Origin of the sequence: Dactylosporangium sp. CA-233914 (assembly GCF_050942935.1) — a bacterium.
Lineage (GTDB): Bacteria > Actinomycetota > Actinomycetes > Mycobacteriales > Micromonosporaceae > Dactylosporangium.
In genome coordinates, this window is sequence record NZ_CP192030.1 from 12,883,420 (window position 1) to 12,901,853 (window position 18,434).

The window sequence follows — 18,434 nt, forward strand, 5'->3', positions numbered from 1 at the left end:
GGCTACCGCACTCGTTCCGCCAATGCTCTTGATCGTCTCGACCGGCCCGGCCCAGGCCGCACCGGTACCGGAAGCCAGCAGCCTGAAGGCAGTACAGGGCTACACGGCGGCCAAGCAGACCTCGGCGGCGAAATCGCCGACGAGCCGCATGGCCAAGACCGACCCGTCCCTGCTCAACCGCTCCGACACCGCCCGGGTGCCGGTCGCGGTCAAGCTCGACTACGACTCCACCGCGACCTACTCCGGCGATATCGCCGGATATGCCGCGACGAGTCCGTCCGTAACGGGGAAGGCGCTATCCGGCGGCGCCGACGAGAAACGCTACGAAAATCGCATCGCCGGAATCGAGGACAAGTTCCTCGCCGACCTCAAGAAGCAGGTTCCCGACGCCAAGGTCGGCCAGCGGCTGCGGACGGTCTACGGCGGCATCGCGCTGACGGTGCCGGCGAACAAGATCGACGCGATTCTGGCCATCGACAATGTGGTGGCGGTTCAGTCCGACACGGCCCGGCAGCCGCAGACGGACTCCTCGCCGGCCTTCATCGGCGCGGACAAGGTCTACCCGTCGCTCGGCGGGGCGCCCAACGCCGGCAAGGGCGTCATCTTCGGCACGCTGGACAGCGGCGTCTGGCCGGAGCACCCGTCGTTCGCCGACAACGGCAACCTCGGCGCACCACCCGCCAAGGCCGACGGCACGCCCCGCGCGTGCGACTTCGGTGACAACCCGCTGACCCCGGCCGCCGACCCGTTCGTGTGCAACAACAAGGTCATCGGCGGCAAGGGCTTCCTGGACACGTACAACGCGCTGCAGGAGATGGAGCTCTACGGGTACACCGCCCGTGACTCCGACGGCCACGGCACGCACACCGCGTCGACGGCCGCCGGTGACCCGGTCGCCTCGGCGAAGATCTTCAACATCGAGCGCGGGCCGATCAACGGCATCGCGCCCGGCGCGTGGGTCTCGGTGTACAAGGTCTGTGGCGCCACCGGCTGCTACGGCACCGACTCGGCCGCCGCGGTCGCCCAGGCGATCAAGGACGGCGTGAACGTCATCAACTTCTCGATCTCGGGCGGCGCGAGCCCGTACACCGACGTCGTGGAGCTGGCGTTCTTCGACGCGTACAAGGCCGGCGTCTTCGTCGCCGCCTCGGCCGGCAACAGCGGCCCGGCGGCGAGCACCTCCGACCACCTCTCGCCGTGGGTCACCACCGTCGCGGCATCCACCCAGAAGCGCTCCTTCGAATCGACGCTCACGCTGACCTCCTCGGACGGCACGGCGGCGACGCTGAAGGGCGTCTCGATCACCCCCGGCATCTCCACGGCGTTGCCGGTCGTCATGGCCTCGGCGCCGCCGTACAACAACGCCACGTGCGAAATCCCGGCCGCGCCGGGGATATTCGCGGGCAAGATCGTGGCGTGCCAGCGCAGCCCGGGCCGGATCATGAAGGGCTTCAACGTCACGCAAGGCGGCGCGGCCGGCATGATCCTGTACAACAACCCGAAGGCCGACGCGCTGAGCGACAACCACTGGTTGCCCGCAGTGCACCTGGCCGACGGGGCGCCGTTCCTGTCGTACGTGGGCGCGCACCCGGGCGTGAAGGCCACCTTCACGCAGGGCGAGAAGGTCAACGGTACGAGTGACGTGATGACGAACTTCTCGTCGCGCGGGCCGGGCGGCAACTTCATCAAGCCCGACATCACCGCTCCGGGCGCACAGATCCTGGCCGGCAACACGCCGACCCCGGACGACCCGAGCACCGGCCCGGCCGGCCAGTACTTCCAGGCCATCGCCGGAACGTCGATGTCCTCGCCGCACATCGCCGGCTCCGCGATCCTGGAGAAGGCGCTGCACCCGAACTTCACCCCGGGTCAGATCAAGTCGGCGCTGATGACCACGGCGACGACCAAGGTGCTCAAGGACGACGGGGTCACGCCCGCCGACCCGTTCGACCTCGGTGCCGGCCGTGTCCAGGTCAACCTGGCCGCGAACCCCGGTCTGACGTTCGACGAGACGGCCGACCGCATGTACGCCCTGGGCAACGACCCGGTAAACGCGGTGCAGATCAACCTGCCGTCGGTGAACGCGCCGGTCATGCCCGGCAAGCTCACCGCGGTCCGCACGGCGAAGAACGTCACGAACAAGACGCTGGTGTACCGCGTTGAGACGACGTCGCCCAGCGGCTCGTCGATCACGGCGACGCCGGCGCTGTTCACCGTCGCGCCGGGCAAGAGCCAGCAGGTCAGCATCACCATCAAGTCCAGCGCCGCGCAGGGCCAGTACTTCGGCGAGGTCCGCCTCGTCCCGGTCACCAGCGGCGTCCCGACGCTGCACCTGCCGGTCGCGTTCGTGCCCAAGCAGGGCGACGTGAAGGTCACCCAGACCTGCACGCCGGCCTCGATCGGTCTGCTGCAGACCAGCAAGTGCACGGTTACCGCGACCAACGGCACCTTCAACGACACCACGGCGGACTTCACCACCACGACGTCGCTGAACCTCCCGGTCGCGGGGGCCAACGGCGCCAAGGTGGTCAACCCGTTCAAGGTGGAGAAGAAGGGCGCGACCCTGGCCGGGGCGGTCCCCGGCACGCCGTCGCTCACGCCGGGCACGATCGCCGGGTATCTCCCGCTCGACCTCTTCGGGATCACCCCGGTGGGGATCGGCGACGAGGACCTGACGACGTTCAACGTGCCGGATTACATCTACAACGGCATCACGTACAACTCGGTGACGATCGACTCCAACGGGTACCTGTACCCGGGCAGTGACGACAGCAACGAGAACAACAACTGCTGCAGCATCACCCCGATCCCGGACCCGGCGAAGCCGAACAACGTCCTCGCCCCGTTCTGGACCGACCTGAACGGCACGGGTCAGCCCGGTCTCTACGTGGCGACCCTGACCGACGGCGTCGACACATGGCTCGTCGTCGAGTGGCGGGTCGTCGACTTCGGCACCACGACGCAGCGCCGCTTCCAGGTCTGGATCGGCGTGAACGGCGTCCAGGACGTCGTGTTCGCCTACGACCCGGCCACGATCACCACCCTGCCCGCCGGGCAGGACCTGGTGGTCGGCGCCGAGAACATCAACGGCACGGGCGGCCAGGGCCTCCCGGTGAACACGCTGCCGACCGAGGACCTGCGCGTCGTCAGCACCGACCCGGTGCCCGGCGCGTCGACGTCCTACACGGTGACGGTCTTCGGCCTGCTCCCGGGCCAGGGCGAGGTCACCACCTCGGTCGTCACACCGGCGGTGCCGGGCACGACGGTCGTGAAGAGCAACATCACGGTGAGCGCCAAGCTCAACCGCATCGGCACGTGATCGAAGGGTAAATCCTCACTATCGCTGCGAGAAAGCGGCCGGCCCCTTGCACCTGGGGGCCGGCCGTCTGAGGATCGGGGGCATGCGAATCTTCTCCAGCGCGGAAGAACTGCTGGCCGCGGTCGGTGAACACCTCGGCCACAGCGACTGGCAGGAGGTCTCGCAGGAGCGGGTGAACCTCTTCGCCGAGGCGACCGGCGACCACCAGTGGATCCACGTGGACACCGAGCGCGCGAAGGCCGGCCCGTTCGGCGCGACGATCGCGCACGGGTTCCTGACGCTCTCCCTGCTGCCGACGCTGGCCGGGCAGGTATATCGCGTGGAGGGGGTCCGCATGGGCATCAACTACGGCCTGGACAAGGTCCGTTTCCCGGCCCCGCTGCCGACCGGCTCGAAGGTCCGCGCCGGCGTCGAGCTGCTCGTGGCCGACGACCTGGGCGAGGGCTGGCTGCAGCTCAAGGCGCGGGTCACCATCGAGCGCGAGGGCCAGGAGAAGCCGGTCTGCGTCGCGGAGTCGCTGACGCGCCTGCTCCTCTGACGACCCCCGCGCCCGAGGGCACCTACGCGGGAAGGTTCACCAGTTCGGCGAGGTGGGCGCGGTGGCGGGTGGCCGAGCCCAGGGCGGTCGCGTTGGCGCGGGCGCGCTTGAGCCGCCAGTGCGCCGGGTGCTCCCAGGTGAACCCGATCCCGCCGTGCAGCTGCACGCACTCCTCGGCGGCCTTGACCGCCACCGGCGAGCAGAAGGCCTGGGCCAGCGACGCCGCCACCGGCAGGTCCGGGTCGTCGTTCGCCAGGCAGTCGGCGGCGTAGCGGGCCACCGCGCGCGCCTGGGTCACCGAGACCCACAGGTCGGCCAGGCGGTGCTTGACCGCCTGGTAGGAGCCGATCTGGCGGGCGAACTGGCGGCGCGTCCTGGCGTACTCGACCGTGGTCGCCAGGCACCACTCCGCGATCCCGAGCTGCTCGGAGGCCAGCAGCGCGGCGCCCGCGAGCAGCGCGCGGGTCACCGGCGGCGCCGCGTCCGGCGCGACCCGACGGCCCGGGGCGCCGCGGAACTCCAGGTCCGCGACGGGGCGGGTCAGGTCGAGCGAGACGACCGGCGTGCGGACGGCGTCGGCCGCGTCCACCGCGAAGAGCCCATCCGCCGTCGGGACCAGCAGGACGTCGGCGGTCAGGGCGTCGGCGACCGTCGTGACCGTGCCGTCGAGGGCCTCGGCGTGGGCCGAGACCGAGAAGCGGACCCGATCCGCCGAGAGGGGCACGGCCAGCGTCGCGGTGCGCGTGCCCGCCGCCAGGTCGGCCAGCAACGGATCGCCCGCGGGCAGCGCGGCCGTCGCGAGTACCGCGCTGCCCAGGAACGGCACGGGTGCCACCGCGCGGCCCAGTTCCTCCATGACCACGGCGGTCTCCCGCCAGCTCGCGCCGGCGCCGCCGGCGGACTCGGGCACCGGCAGGCCGGCGCAGCCCAGGTCGGCGGCGAGCGCGCGCCAGAGCTTGACGTCGATCGGGTCGGGGCCCTCGACGCGGGTCAGGTCGGTGCGGTCCCGCAGGAGGGCGCGGACGGACGCGCGGAGCTCCTCCTCGACCTCGCCGTACAGCAGATCGCTCACTTGGGCAGGTCCTTCCACGCGACGTCCTTGTCGGCCCGCTGCTCCGGGGGCAGGCCCAGCACTCGCTCGGCCACGATGTTGCGCAGGATCTCCGAGGTGCCGCCCTCGATCGAGTTGCCCTTGGCGCGCAGGTAGCGGTAGCCCGCGGCACGGCCGGCGAAGTCGACCATCGCCGGGCGGCGCATGACCCACTCGTCGTGGCGGAGGCCCTCCTCGCCCAGCAGGTCCAGCTCCAGGGCGGAGATCTCCTGGTTGAGCCGGGCGAAGACGAGCTTCGAGGCCGAACCCTCCGGACCGGGCTGGCCCGCGGCGAGTTGCTGGCGCAGCCGCACCCCGGTGAGCCGGGCCGCCTCCGCCTCCACCCACAGCCGCAGCAACGCGTCGTGCAGGCCGGGCGAGCGCAGCTCGGGCCGCTCGCGCCAGAGGCCGGCGACGATGCCGATGGTGCTGCCCTCGCGGGGCACGGCCTGGCCGCCGATCGACACGCGCTCGTTCATGAGCGTGGTCTGGGCGACCGCCCAGCCGTCGCCGACCTCGCCGAGCCGGTGCGAGTCGGGGATCCGCACGCCGGTGATGAACACCTCGTTGAACTCGGCCTCGCCGGTGATCTGGCGCAGCGGCCGCACGTCGATGCCGGGGGCGGTCATGTCCAGCACGAAGTACGTCAGGCCGCGATGCTTCGGCACGGCCGGATCGGTGCGGGCGATGAGGATCGCCCAGCGGGCCTCGTGCGCCATCGACGTCCAGACCTTCTGCCCGTCGACCACCCACCCGTCGCCGTCGCGCACGGCCCGGGTGGCGAGGCCGGCGAGGTCGGAGCCGGCGCCGGGCTCGCTGAAGAGCTGGCACCACACCTCCTCGCCGGTCCACAGCGGCCGCAGCCAGCGGCGGCGCTGCTCGTCGGTGCCGTGGCGCAGGATCGTCGGGGCGGCCATGCCCAGCCCGATGCCGATGCGGCGCGGGTTGTTGCCGGGTGCGCCGGCCGCCTCGAAGACCTGGTCGACGGCGGGCTGCTCGGCCCGGGGCAGGCCGAGGCCGCCGAGGCCGGGCGGGTATTGCACCCAGGCCAGCCCCGCGTCGAAGCGCGCCCGCAGGAAGTCCAGCGGGTCCAGCCGGGCGGGGTCGTTCTCCCGAAGGAAGTCTCGGGCGAGGTCGTACGCTGTGCTCAACCGTCTCTCCTTCGGCCGGTGCTTAGTCGAGTGGCCCGCCGGCCACGTAGATCACCTGGCCGGAGACGAACCCGGCGCCGTCGCTGACCAGGAACGAGATGGTGTGCGCGACGTCGTCGGGCCGGCCCACGCGGCGGACCGGGATCTGCTCGGCGGCGCCCTTCTGGAACGTCTCGAAGTCGACCTTCATGCGCGCCGCGGTCGCCGCGGTCATGTCCGTGGCGATGAACCCGGGCGCGACGGCGTTGGCGGTCACCCCGAACGGCCCGAGTTCGATCGCGAGCGTCTTGGTGAAGCCCTGCAGCCCGGCCTTGGCCGCCGAGTAGTTCGCCTGCCCGCGGTTGCCCAGCGCCGAGGACGAGGACAGGTTGACGATCCGGCCGAACTTCGCCGCCGTCATGTGCGCCTGGGCGGCCCGGCTCATGAGGAAGGCGCCGCGCAGGTGCACGCCCATGACCGTGTCCCAGTCGGTGTCGGTCATCTTGAACAGCAGGTTGTCCCGGATCACCCCCGCGTTGTTCACCAGCACCAGTGGCGGGCCGAGCTCGGCGGCGACCCGCTCGACGGCGGCGGTGACCTGCTCGGCGTCGGCGACGTCGGCGCCCACGGCGAGCGCCCGGCCACCGGCGGCGGTGATCTGCTCGACGGTGTCCTTGCAGGCGGCCTCGTCGAGGTCGAGCACGGCGACGGCGTGCCCGTCGGCGGCGAGGCGGACGGCGGTCGCGGCTCCGATGCCCCGGGCCGCGCCGGTCACGATGGCGACACGGTTGAAGTCAGTGTTGGTCACGACTCCGATCCTCGCTCGTGAGACACGGTCCCGGGAAGTATGCGCTAAAAGTGCATCTTCTTCTCCGGTGCCGACGACCGGTGGTTTTGCCGGATTTTCGGCAGATGCGCGAATCGAGATGCGACCGGTTGCGAGAAATGTCCGAATGACGGAAAAGCCACAAGTTCCCGCTCGGGAACCGTTCAGGTGCGACAAGGTTGCGCCGATGGGTCTCGGCGTCACAGGGACGAGACGGCACAACGGGGGGCAAGGATGAACGGCAAGTCGATCACGAAGGCGCTCACGATCGCCGGCCTGACCGCCACTGCGGGGCTGACCACGCTGCTCGGCGCGACCGCCGCCCACGCCTCGGCCCCTGCCACCGTGAACGACAAGCCGATCGCGTACGTCCGCGGCGGTGTGATCTACCGCAGCAACGGCACCGGCGAGGTGCGCCTCACCGAGGACGAGGTCAACGCCCGCCCGCGGTTCTCGCCCGACGGCACGAAGCTCGCGTACCTGCACAACGGCACCGTCTGGGTGATGGGCGCGAACGGCGAGGACAAGCACCAGGTCAGCGACCGCATCGCCGGCGGGCCGTCCTGGTCGCCCGACGGCCGGTGGATCGCGTACTCCGCGCTGTCCTGCACCGGCGGCCCGGGCGTCTTCCGCGTCGGCGTCGAGGGCGGCACCGCCTCCGAGCCGCTGTTCCCGGCCACCTGCCGCGACCAGGAGGCCCCGCAGGTCGGCTTCATCATGGAGGGCAACCGGGCGCGGGCCGGCAACCTGGTCGACCGCCTGCGCACCGACGACGCCGTGGCCTGGTCGCCCGACGGCACCCGGATCGCCTTCCGCGGCGGCGAGTGCGAGAGCGTCGCCGACAACTGCCTGAGCATCGGCGACGTGGCGACGGGCCGCGAGCAGGCGATCGACGTGTACGGCGGCGGCGGCAACGGCACCGACGGCTTCGGCGTCGTCCCGGCCTGGCGCGCCGACGGCCAGAAGGTCACCTGGACCACGTACACCACCGACGGCACCGCCGTGGCCGTGACCGAGGCGGACTCCACCGGCAGCAACCGCCATCGGATCGGCAAGGCCGACGACCGCGAGATGGTGTACGCCGGCACCCGCACGGGCGTGCTCACGGCGGCGTACAACGGCCACTCCTGGATCACCGCGGTCGACCTCGCCACCGGCGCGCGCACCCCACTCCACCAGGGCTCGCAGCCCACGGTCGCGCCGTAGCGGTTATCCGGATTCTCAATATCCCCACGGCGAAGAACCCGGATGATGCCGGTATGAGGTTGGTACCGGTCGCACTCTGCTCCGCCGCGCTGGCGCTCGGCGCCTGCGGCGGCGACGGCAAGCCGGCCGCAACCCCCAGCGCCGCGGCCGCCCACCGCAGCGCCGGGCCGCTGCTGGAGCCGGACGACCTTCCCGACGGGTACGAGACCAGCCCACCCGACGCCACCCCCGAGGTGAGCACCGCGAGCAGCCCCAGCGTCCCCGGCTGCGACGCCCTCCTCGACTACTTCCGCGGAGGCACCCCGACCGGAGGCGGCCAGGCGGCCCGCTTCGAGGCCGGCGGCACCGGCCCGTTCCTCGCTGAGAGCATCGGCACCGGCCTGGGCACCGGACTCGCGGACCTGGCCGCGAGGTGCGCCAGCTTCACGGACACCAACGACGGCGAGACGACGACCGTCAGCGTCACCGCCGTCGGGGACTTCCCGAAGCTGGGCGAGGACGAGCACGTCTTCGCGATGACGGCGGGCGGCGGCACCGCGGAGGACACCTTCGAGCTCAGCGGTTATCTCCTCACGGTCCGCGTCGACGGCCTGACCTGCACGATCGTGCACTTCGGGCAGCCCGGCGTGAACCGGGCGGAGACCGAGACGATCGCGAAGGCGGCGGTGGGCAAGATCAAGCGACGAGAATGAGGGCATGCGGCTCGGCACGTTCAACCTCATGCACGGGCGATCGCTCGCCGACGGGCTCGTCGACACCGGCCGGATCGCCGCCGCGATCGGCGCGCTCGACGCCGACGTGCTCGGCCTGCAGGAGGTCGACCGCGCGCAGCCGCGCAGCGGGAACGCCGACCTGGCCATGATCGCCGCGGAGGCGCTCGGCGCCGAGCACGCCCTGTTCGTGCCGGCGGTTGTGGGTACTCCCGGGGAGAGCTTCCGAGCGGCGACTGACGAGGACGGTCAGGGCACTGACCCGCATTACGGCGTCGCCCTGGTCAGCCGCTATCCAGTGCTCGAGTGGCGGGTCACCCGCCTGCCCGCCGCCCCGCTGCGCGCGCCGATCATGATCCCGGGGCCGCGCCGGATGGGGGTGATGCTGCTCGACGACGAGCCGCGGGTCATGGTCGCCGCGGTGCTCGCGACGCCGATCGGCCGGATGACGGTCGCCAGCACCCACCTGTCCTTCGTGCCCGGCTGGAACGTCCGCCAGCTGCGCATCGTGCGTCGCGCGCTGCGGGCCCTGCCCGCCCCGCGGGTGCTGCTCGCGGACCTCAACCTGCCCGGCGGGCTGCCGTGGCTGTTCTCGGGGTGGCACCGGCTGGCCGGCGTGCCCACGTATCCCGCCTCGGCCCCGCAGGTCCAGTTCGACCACGTCCTGGCCGATCGGCGCGGCTTCGACCGGCTGCCTCGGGTGACCGGCGTCGCCAGCCCGCCCGTGCCGTTCTCGGACCACCGCCCACTGCTGGTGACCCTTCGTGATCGCCCCGGCACGCTGAAGATCGATTAATGCGGATTTAAGCCAACGCGCAATGCCTGGATCCGACGGTTTGTCCGGTGGCGATTGCGAACGGTGTTCGGATAACTACGATTCTTCGGCGCCTTGTAGATTAGGCGTTCGTTTGTTGGGATGCGTACCGTCAGTGATTTTTCAACCGAAGGCGCAAGGCCCCAGAGGCTGCCGGTCCGGAGGATAAAGAGCCGTGAAAGGTCGTCACCGCACAGCGGGGTCGTCGGGCGGAGCGCTGAAGCTGGGCGCCGCCGCCGTCGCCGTGCTCGTCGTCCTCGCCGGCAGCTGGTATGCGTTCCGTAAGTACTCGCAGCCATCCTGCGGCAGCAACGCCGCCAAGCTCAGCATCGGCACGCCCGCGGACATCGCGCCGGCGCTGAAGGCCCACGCCACCGAGTGGGCCGAGCAGGCCAAGGCCAACGGCAACTGCGTCGACATCGAGGTCTTCGAGGAGGACCCGGCCGACGTCGCCGCCGCCCTGGCCGGGCGGGCCGAGAAGTCACTCACCGGCGTCGGGCAGGCCAACGGCAAGACCCGCATCCCGGACGTCTGGGTCGCCGACTCCTCGCTGTGGCTGCAGCGCGTGCGCGCGGTCAGCCCGCAGGCCGTGCCGGCCGACACCAAGTCGATCGCCATGAGCCCCGTGGTGCTGGCGATGCCCGAGCCGATCGCGACGACCTTCGGCTGGCCGCAGAAGAACATCACCTACGCCGACCTGATCGGCAAGGTCGCCACCGACCAGAAGGTCAAGGTCGGCATCGTCGAGCCGAGCCGCGACTCGACCGGCCTCAGCGGCCTGCTGACGCTGGCCGCGGTCGCCCAGGCCGCGGGCGGCGGCAACACGGCCCAGGCCACGCAGACCGCCACCGCCGCGCTGCGGGCGCTCGCCGCCGGACGCTCCTCGGTCCGCTCCGACCTGATGCAGAAGTTCCCGCGCGGCAGCGACGCGGCGGCGCTGGGCAGCGGGCTGAGCGTGGCGCCGCTGTCCGAGCAGGCGGTCATCCAGTACAACGGGCAGCAGCCTCCGGTCCGCCTCGCCGCGCTCTACGCCGAGCCGGCGGCGCCGGCGCTGGACTACCCGTATGTCGTGCTGGACTCCGGCAAGGCCAGCATCGCCGGCGAGCTGCTCAAGTCGCTCGACTCGCAGGGCTTCCGCGACAAGCTCGGCGCGGTCGGGCTGCGCGGCGTCGACGGCGCCCCGGGCAAGGGCTTCCAGACCCCGGCCAACGCCCCGGCGGCGCTCGCCGCCACGCAACTGCCCGACGCCGCGGCGATCGAGGGCCTGCTGGGCAAGTGGCAGGCGATCACGCTGCCGGCCCGCATGCTCGCCGTCCTCGACGTCTCCGGCTCGATGCTGACGCCGGTGCCGACCGCCGGCAACGCGACCCGCATGCAGGTCACGCTGGAGGCCGCGCGCAAGGGCATGAGCCTCTTCGACGACTCCTGGGCGCTGGGCGTGTGGACGTTCTCCACCCAGCTGGACGGGGCCAAGGACTACAAGGAACTCGTGCCGATCGGGCCGCTGGTCAGCCAGCGCGCCCAGTGCCTGCAGGCGCTGGGCACGATCCAGCCGAAGAAGAACGGTGACACCGCGCTCTACGACACCATTCTCGCCGCGTACAAGACGGTGCAGAGCGGCTACGAGAGCGGCCGGATCAACTCGATCATCGTCATGACCGACGGCGAGAACGACGACCCCGCCGGCGGCCTGTCGCTGGAGCAGCTCATCGCCGAGCTCAACAAGGTCAAGGACCCGGCCAAGCCGATCCAGGTGATTCTGATCGGCATCGGCGACAAGGTCGGCGAGGCGGCGATGCGCCAGATCACCGACGCGGTCGGCGGCGGCACGTTCGTCGCGCCCGACCCGGCGAAGATCGGCGACATCTTCCTGCAGGCGATCTCGCTGCGCGGCCAGGCCGCGGCGCCGCCGAAGTAGGCCGGCACTGCACTACCACTTCGATTTCCGCGCCGTACCTACCACCGCGACTTCGTCGCTTGTGCCTCGTAGAGCAGGATCGACGCGGAGACGGAGACGTTGAGCGAGTCGCCGGACCCGAGCATGGGGACGGCGACTCGCTGGTATCCGCGGCCGTACCAGCCCTTGCCGATGCCGTACCGCTCGCTGCCCACGACGAGCGCGGTGCGCCCGGTGTAGTCGGCCTGGCGATAGTTGACCGCCTCGTCGGTGTCGGCCAGCAGCACGGTGAAGTTCCGGGAGTCGAGCCACGCCATCGCGGCGTCCACGGTCTGGAACTCCAGCGTCGGTACGGTCAGAATGGTCCCCTGGCTCGCCCGGATCACCTTCGGATGCGTGAGCCGGGTCTTGCGGTTGGTCAGCACCAGGCAGTCCGCCCCGCACGCGTCGAGCGAGCGGATGAGCGTGCCGAGGTTGCCGGGGATCTCCAGCCCGTCGGCCACCAGCACCAGCGCGTTCTTGCCGAACCGCAGGTCCTCGGGCTCCCAGTGGGGCAGCGCGGCGAGCGACAGCAGGCCGTCGGGCTTGTCGCGCTCGGAGATCTTTTCGAGGGTACGCAGGGAGATGCGGAACGAGCGCTCGGCCCGCTCCGCGATCTCCTCGGCCCGCTTGTGCGCCTCGTCGGCGTAGATCGCCTCCGGGCACCAGAAGAACGTGTCGATCGGCGCACCGGCCTCCAGCAGCATGTTGTGCGCCCACAGCCCCTCGGCGACGAAGAGCTTGTACCGGTTCGGTGCGGTGTTGTTCTGGATGTGCTGCACCTGCCGTACTGCGGGATGCTGGACACCGACCGCCTGGAGTTCCCTCACAGCGTGACGGTAGCCGAGAGCTCCTCCGCCTCCGAGATGGCCCAGTCGCGGACGTTCCCGGCCGCCGTGAGGTCCCCGCGCACCCGCTCCAGCGTCGCCACCGGCCCGGCCACCTCGACCCGGGCCACCTCGGCCCGCATCGACTGCCGCGCCGCCGACTTCGCCTTGCGGATCACCCCGAGTACCTCGGCCGCGAGCTCCAGCGGCGCGGTGTCGGCCGCCTCGGGGGCCTCCGGCCACAGCGCCACGTGGATGGAGCCCTCCTGCCACCAGGACCAGACCTCCTCGGCCACATACGGCAGGAACGGCGCCAGCAGCCGCTGCACCGTCGACAGCGCGATCGCCAGCGCCGCCCGGGCGGAGGCCACCTCGGCCGGCTCGGCCTCCCCGTAGGCGCGCGCCTTCACCAGCTCCACGTAGTCGTCGCAGAAGGTCCAGAAGAACTGCTCGGTGACCTCCAGCGCCTTCGCGTAGTCGAACGCGTCGAACGCCGCGGTCGCCTCCCGCACCACCGCGGACAGCGCCCCGAGCAGGGCCAGGTCGACGGGCTCGGTCACGTTCCGGCCGGTGGCCTCGCCGAGGCCGAGCACGAACCGGCTCGCGTTGAGCAGCTTCACCGCGAGGCGCCGCCCCACCTTGAGCTGGTTGGCGTCCAATGCGGTGTCCACGCCCCGGCGGGCGCTGCCGGCCCAGTAGCGGATGGCGTCGGCGCCGTACTGTGCGAGAAGCTCCTCCGGCGAGTCCTTGGCGTTGTCCTTGGACTTCGACAGCTTCTTGCGGTCCGGGTCGAGAATCCAGCCGGCGATGGCCGCGTGCCGCCACGGCAGCACGCCGTGCTCGAGGTGCGAGCGCAGCACCGTGGTAAACAGCCAGGTCCGGATGATCTCGTGCGCCTGCGGCCGCATGTCCATCGGGAACACCCGCGCGAACAGGTCCGGGTCATCGAGCCAGCCGCCGGCGATCTGCGGCGTGAGCGAGGACGTCGCCCAGGTGTCCATGACGTCCGGGTCGCCGACGAACCCGCCCGGCATGCCCCTGTCGATCTCCTCGAACCCCGGCGGCGTGTCGCTGCTCGGGTCCATCGGGAGCGACTCAGGAACGATGGGGTCGTCGTAGATCGGGTTGGCGTCGGCGTCGAGGCGGTACCACAGCGGAATCGGCACCCCGAAGAAGCGCTGGCGGCTGATCACCCAGTCGCCGGTGAGCCCCTCGACCCAGTGCTCGTAGCGCGTCCGCATGTGCTCCGGCTCCCAGGACAGCTCCCGCCCCCGCCGCAGCATCGCCTCGCGCAGCTCCGGCGTCCGGGCGCCGTTTCGGATGTACCACTGCCGGGTCGCCACGATCTCGACCGGCCGGTCCCCCTTCTCGTAGAACTTCACCGAGTGGGTGATCGGCCGCGGCTGTCCGTCCAGCTCCCCCGACGAGCGCAGCAGCGCCACGATCTTCTCCCGCGCCTGGTTCACGGTGAGCCCCGCCACCGGCGCGTAGAGGTTCTCGTCCACCCCGTCCGGCGCCTGCAGCCCGAGCCGCCCGTTGCGCTGCATCACGGTGCGCGTGGGCAGGTCCAGCTCGCGCCACCAGATCACGTCGGTGAGGTCGCCGAACGTGCACACCATCACCAGCCCGCTGCCCTTCGCCGGGTCGGCGAGCGGGTGCGCCAGCAGCGGCACCTCCACGTCGAACAGGGGAGTCCGCACGGTACTGCCGAAATGCGGTGCGAACCGCGAGTCCTCGGGGTGCGCCACGAGCGCCACACACGCCGGCAGCAGCTCGGGCCGGGTGGTCTCCACGAAGAACTCGCCGAACCTGATCCGGTGGAACGCGCCCGGCCGCTCCCGGTCCTCGAGCTCGGCCTGCGCCACGGCGGTGCCGAACGTCACGTCCCACAGCGTCGGCCCGTCGAGCGGATACGCCTCCCCGCGGGCCAGGCTGTTGAGGAATCCGCGCTGCGCGGTGGCCCGGGCCCGCTCGCCGATGGTGGTGTAGAGCAGCGACCAGTCCACCGACAGCCCCAGGTGCCGCCAGAGTCGCTCGTAGCTCTGCTCGTCGATCTCGGTCTGCCGCTGACAGAGCTCCACGAAGTTGCGCCGGCCGACGAGCACGCGCTCTTTCCCGGGCTTCGCCGGCGGGGTGAAATCGGGGTCGTACGGCAGCGTGGGGTCGCACTGCACCCCGAATGTCAGCTGCACCCGGCGCTCGGTCGGCAGCCCGTTGTCGTCCCACCCCATCGGATAGAACACGGTCTTGCCGCGCATGCGCTGGTATCGCGCGACGATGTCGGTCTGCGTGTACGAGAACACGTGCCCGATGTGCAGCGCTCCGCTCACCGTCGGCGGCGGCGCGTCGATCGAGAACACCCGCTCCCGCGGCGCCGAGCGATCGAACCGGTAGATGCCCTCTACGTCCCATACGCGCGCCCACTTCTCCTCGAGGCCGTCGAGGCTGGGACGCTGCGGTATGCGATCGGTATCAGGCATACACCTCATGCTATGGCCGGGCCGCCGGACCCACCTCCCAATTCCCCGAGCCCTCGCGGCCGCCGCCCGGTCAGCCGCTCCACATCCCCGCTGACCTGTGCGAACTCGCCATTGGCGATGGCCAGGTACGACGTGACCCACCCGTCCACCTCGAACCGGGGCGCCCCGTAACGGGCCCGCGAGGCATAGGCCTCCTCGACGGTCTCCGCGACGTATCGCAGCCCCAGCACGCCGGCCGCCTCGGCGAGCGAGAACGCCTCGGGCCCGGTCAGGTTGTACGTCCGCCCGTCGTGCTCCCCGTTGAGAACGGCGACGACACAGGCGGCGACATCGTCGTAGCTGACCGCGGCGACCCGCCCGTCCCCGCCCGGCCCGCGAATGACGCCGTCCTCTCCCGCCAGCCGGGGAATCATTTCCAGATAGAGGTTGTCCCGCAGGAAGGTGAACCGGAGCCCGGTCTGCCGAATATGCTGTTCGGTGTACCAGTGGTCCCGCCCGAACGTGAACGTGCAGTCGGGCGCGGCCCCGAAGAACGACAGGTAGACAATCCGCTGAACCCCGGCGGCCACGGCCGCGTCGACGGCGGACCGGTGCGCCGCCAGCCGATCGGCGTCCTCCCGCGCCGACACGAGAAAGACGGTGCCGGCCCCGCGAAACGCGTCCGTCATCGCGCCCGTGTCGGCGTATTCGGCGAACCGAACCTCCTGACCGGTCCGCGGCGCCTTCGAGGCGTCCCGCACCAACAAAATGTGCGGCTGACTCAACAACCGGCCAACCCGCCCACCGACCTGCCCCGAGGCCCCGGTAACCACGATCATGCCGCCAGTATCCGCCGTCAGCCGGATTCCGGCAGCGAGCGAGTGCCGACGATCGCCTTGTCCGCCCTCGTCGGGTGGGCGTGCGGCCTGGCCGTCGAAGGCCAGCGTCACCGTCCGCGGAAGCCGGTTCGCCCAAGATGTGCCACGGATTCAGCCGATATTCTTGAAACCGGCGGGTGGTGTGAGTTCGAGCCGTGCGAGATTCTCCGCAGTGCGGGGCAGCCAATCGTACGTGACCTCGTTGTTCACCTGGTTTTCTACACCGGAATTCATCCGGCGGACCAGGAACGATTCCGCGTCCTTCGTATCCGTCGATACGCTCCTTGCTGAGGAGCCGCAGCGTGCCGCTGTCGAGTGCCGCACGAATCGAGCCCGGATTCAAGATGTTCGCCCACTTCGGTGGCGTCCGAACCGGGCCGCCTCCCCGGTCGACCGGTACTGGGGCGCTCTCGGATGATGAGTTTCGGTCCTTGTCCTGCTCGTGCAGTTCGATCCACTCGTGTTCGTCGTAGTAGACGATGAGCATGGTGACCGAGCCGTCCTGGGTGTGCCGTCTCGTGATGGAGACGAAGTGGACACCGTTCTTGTCCCAACCGTCATCCCGGCTGTCTCCGGTGACTCGATCGACCCATACCTCGTGTCGAGTTCCCTGTGAGCGGCTGGATGTGTGTACGACATAGTTCTTCGCGCTCTCGAGGGCGTGCAGCATCCGCGTGTGGATGTATGCCTCGCTCAGCTGGTCGGAGCCGGTGTCGCGGCTCACCTGGACCGCGCCGATCGTCGCCGCGACGGCCGCTGCCGCGACCACCCCGGTAGTCGCCCGGCATGGTCGTATCCGCCGTCCGTGATCCGCAGGGTCTCCGGGTCGTGGGGGAACGGTGTCTCCCGTGGACGCCGGAACAGCAGCCGGATCCGATCGCGGGACAAATTCACCAGCACCTGACGTACGTATGCGTCAGGTGCGTCACGCGCCCGGGACCAGTGCCGCGCGGTTCGCAACAACGCTGTCTGCAGCAGGTCCTCGGCGTGCCCCCGGTCACCGGTGAGCAGGTACGCGAGGCGGATCAGACCGGTGGAACTGCCTTTGACGAATTCGTCGAAGCTGGGATCAACCCGCGACATGGCGACGGCGCAGGACATGGTGCAGGAGGCGTTCTGCCGGGCGCTGGCCCGGTGGAAGCGCGTCGCGGCCATGGACGATCCGGCTGCTTGGGTGCGGCGGGTCGCGTGGAACCTGGCCACCAGCCGGTGGCGGCGGACGCGGACCGCGCTGCAGTACGCCCGGCGGCAACGCGAGGAGCATGTGGCGGCGCCGAGCCCGGACCGGGTGGCGCTGGCACAGGCCCTGCGCACGCTGCCGGCACAGCAGCGCCGTGCGGTGATTCTGCACTACCTGGCCGATCTACCGATCAATGACATCGCGCGTCAGGAGGGTGTTGCCGAAGGGACGGTCAAGTCCTGGCTGCACCGTGGGCGCGTGGTTTTGGCCGCTCAACTGACCGAGAAGGAGAACAACCGTGGCTGACTTCGATGACCAACTGCTGGCCGGCGCGTTCGCGGACTTCCGCGACGAGGTCGCACCGCATGTCAAGCCGGCCGGTACCGCGGCGGCACACGAAACCGTGCTCCGCCGGCACCGGGTGCGGATGATTGCCGCGACCACACTCGCCGCGTTGGTGGTGGCGGCGCCGGTCGTGGCGTATGCGGCGGCAGGCGACGACTCGCACGGCCCGCCGGCCGTGACCGGCGACTCGCCCAGCGCCACGTCCGGCCCGGCGTCGCCCGAGTCGAGCGGGTCGGCCACGGGTACCGTCTCTGCGGCGCCGGACGGCCGGATCAGCAAGACGGACCTGGCCAAGGCGACGCTGGACATCCCGGCGTGGCCCAAAGGCTTCGACGACAGCTGCCCGACCGGCACGGTGAAGTTCACCGGTGGCAAGGCGGGGCACAACGGTATCGAGGCGCTGCAGGGCGACCCGGTCTACGTGGACGTCGACCACGACGGGGCGCAGGAGACGGTCGCCCTCGTCTCGTGCAGCCCGCAAGGCAGCGACTACCAGGTCATCGCCCTCGACCGGGACACGACCGGCAAGGTCGTCACCCTCGGCAAGGTCGTCGGCAGCGCCGGCAACACCGGCAAGCAGGGGTCGGACATCATGACGATCTGGGCGATCGAAGCCGGCGACAACGGCCAGGTCCGGGTCGACGTGGGCGAGTACCGGCCCTGCTGCGAGGCGATGCAGGCGTCCCAGCACCAGTGGCGCACGTACGGCTGGAACGGCGACCGGTTCACCCAGACCGGCGGGCCGACCGCGTTCGGGCCCAACCCGAAAGTCGCCGACCTGGCCATCACCGCCGACCGGCTGACCATGACCCGGCAGGGTGACGGCTCGTGGGCGGGCACCCTGCGGGTGACCATCCACAACGGGGCCCAGTTCGCCACGCCGGGCAAGCTGCAGTTCTCGCTCAACATCGACGCGAGCTGGCAGGCGCAGCCGAGCACGGAGTGCCGCTTCACACCCGGCGAGACCCCGGTCAACTGCACACTGCCCAGCATCGGCGCGGGCGCGGACCGAGTCGTCACCATCCCGCTCACCGCACCGGCCGGCCCGTTGAGCCACCAGTGCACCGTGTACGCCAACGCGGTCGACACCAACGGTGCCGGATACCCGAACCGCAAGTCGGACGGCAACTCGGCGACCGTACAGGTGACCGAGGCCTGAGCCCGGAACAACGGCCC

General features: G+C 70.8%; 15 protein-coding genes. 8 read left to right on the plus strand and 7 right to left on the minus strand.

Annotation, left to right across the window (positions count from 1 at the left end; translation table 11 throughout):
- The first annotated feature begins 22 nt into the window (after window positions 1–22).
- On the plus strand, window positions 23–3,319 hold the full coding sequence (locus ACQPY0_RS57735) for a S8 family serine peptidase (protein WP_432982066.1): 3,297 nt from the start codon (window positions 23–25) through the stop codon (window positions 3,317–3,319).
- Window positions 3,320–3,401: 82 nt separating this feature from the next.
- Entirely contained in the window at window positions 3,402–3,857 is a 456-nt protein-coding gene (locus ACQPY0_RS57740) for a MaoC family dehydratase (RefSeq protein WP_432982069.1), read from the plus strand.
- Window positions 3,858–3,879: 22 nt separating this feature from the next.
- Here ACQPY0_RS57740 and ACQPY0_RS57745 read toward each other — a convergent pair whose 3' ends face one another.
- From ACQPY0_RS57745 to fabG, 3 genes are read right to left on the minus strand one after another with little or no spacing between them, the layout of a single operon-like run.
- Window positions 3,880–4,929, minus strand: coding sequence for an acyl-CoA dehydrogenase family protein (locus tag ACQPY0_RS57745; protein ID WP_432982072.1), 1,050 nt, complete (start codon window positions 4,927–4,929; stop codon window positions 3,880–3,882).
- Window positions 4,926–6,098 (minus strand): acyl-CoA dehydrogenase family protein, encoded by a 1,173-nt coding sequence (locus ACQPY0_RS57750; RefSeq protein WP_432982075.1) that lies wholly within the window; start codon window positions 6,096–6,098, stop codon window positions 4,926–4,928. The genes ACQPY0_RS57745 and ACQPY0_RS57750 overlap by 4 nt, the downstream gene beginning before the upstream one ends.
- A 22-nt stretch (window positions 6,099–6,120) precedes the next feature.
- On the minus strand, window positions 6,121–6,885 hold the full coding sequence (gene fabG / locus ACQPY0_RS57755) for a 3-oxoacyl-ACP reductase FabG (protein WP_432982078.1): 765 nt from the start codon (window positions 6,883–6,885) through the stop codon (window positions 6,121–6,123).
- 252 nt (window positions 6,886–7,137) lie between these two features.
- Here fabG and ACQPY0_RS57760 point away from each other — a divergent pair, with 252 nt between their 5' ends.
- The 4 genes from ACQPY0_RS57760 (at window position 7,138) to ACQPY0_RS57775 (ending at window position 11,551) form a co-directional block, all read left to right on the plus strand.
- Window positions 7,138–8,109, plus strand: a complete 972-nt coding sequence (locus ACQPY0_RS57760; RefSeq protein ID WP_432982081.1) for a hypothetical protein — start codon at window positions 7,138–7,140, stop codon at window positions 8,107–8,109.
- A 53-nt stretch (window positions 8,110–8,162) separates the two neighbouring features.
- The gene (locus ACQPY0_RS57765; RefSeq protein ID WP_432982084.1) at window positions 8,163–8,801 is read left to right on the plus strand and encodes a hypothetical protein; all 639 of its coding nucleotides are present in this window, start codon (window positions 8,163–8,165) and stop codon (window positions 8,799–8,801) included.
- Between the two features lie 4 nt (window positions 8,802–8,805).
- Complete coding sequence (locus tag ACQPY0_RS57770) at window positions 8,806–9,615, plus strand: endonuclease/exonuclease/phosphatase family protein (protein ID WP_432982087.1); 810 nt, start codon at window positions 8,806–8,808, stop codon at window positions 9,613–9,615.
- A gap of 193 nt (window positions 9,616–9,808) precedes the next feature.
- On the plus strand, window positions 9,809–11,551 hold the full coding sequence (locus ACQPY0_RS57775) for a VWA domain-containing protein (RefSeq protein ID WP_432982090.1): 1,743 nt from the start codon (window positions 9,809–9,811) through the stop codon (window positions 11,549–11,551).
- Between the two features lie 38 nt (window positions 11,552–11,589).
- Here ACQPY0_RS57775 and ACQPY0_RS57780 read toward each other — a convergent pair whose 3' ends face one another.
- The 4 genes from ACQPY0_RS57780 to ACQPY0_RS57795 all read right to left on the minus strand — a co-directional run bounded on the left by ACQPY0_RS57780 (window position 11,590) and on the right by ACQPY0_RS57795 (window position 16,888).
- Entirely contained in the window at window positions 11,590–12,399 is an 810-nt protein-coding gene (locus tag ACQPY0_RS57780) for a TrmH family RNA methyltransferase (RefSeq protein WP_432982093.1), read from the minus strand.
- Window positions 12,396–14,876, minus strand: a complete 2,481-nt coding sequence (gene valS / locus ACQPY0_RS57785; RefSeq protein ID WP_432982096.1) for a valine--tRNA ligase — start codon at window positions 14,874–14,876, stop codon at window positions 12,396–12,398. Before valS ends, ACQPY0_RS57780 begins: the two co-directional genes overlap by 4 nt.
- A 5-nt stretch (window positions 14,877–14,881) precedes the next feature.
- Window positions 14,882–15,694, minus strand: a complete 813-nt coding sequence (locus ACQPY0_RS57790) for an NAD(P)H-binding protein (RefSeq protein WP_432982099.1) — start codon at window positions 15,692–15,694, stop codon at window positions 14,882–14,884.
- A gap of 759 nt (window positions 15,695–16,453) precedes the next feature.
- A complete protein-coding gene (locus tag ACQPY0_RS57795; RefSeq protein ID WP_432982102.1) occupies window positions 16,454–16,888 on the minus strand; it encodes a sigma factor in 435 nt (144 codons plus the stop codon).
- Here ACQPY0_RS57795 and ACQPY0_RS57800 point away from each other — a divergent pair.
- Together ACQPY0_RS57800 and ACQPY0_RS57805 are read left to right on the plus strand one after the other, a co-directional pair.
- Entirely contained in the window at window positions 16,815–17,219 is a 405-nt protein-coding gene (locus tag ACQPY0_RS57800) for a sigma-70 family RNA polymerase sigma factor (RefSeq protein WP_432982105.1), read from the plus strand. The genes ACQPY0_RS57795 and ACQPY0_RS57800 overlap by 74 nt on opposite strands.
- Window positions 17,212–18,417, plus strand: coding sequence for a hypothetical protein (locus ACQPY0_RS57805; protein WP_432982108.1), 1,206 nt, complete (start codon window positions 17,212–17,214; stop codon window positions 18,415–18,417). Before ACQPY0_RS57800 ends, ACQPY0_RS57805 begins: the two co-directional genes overlap by 8 nt.
- Window positions 18,418–18,434 lie beyond the last annotated feature (17 nt).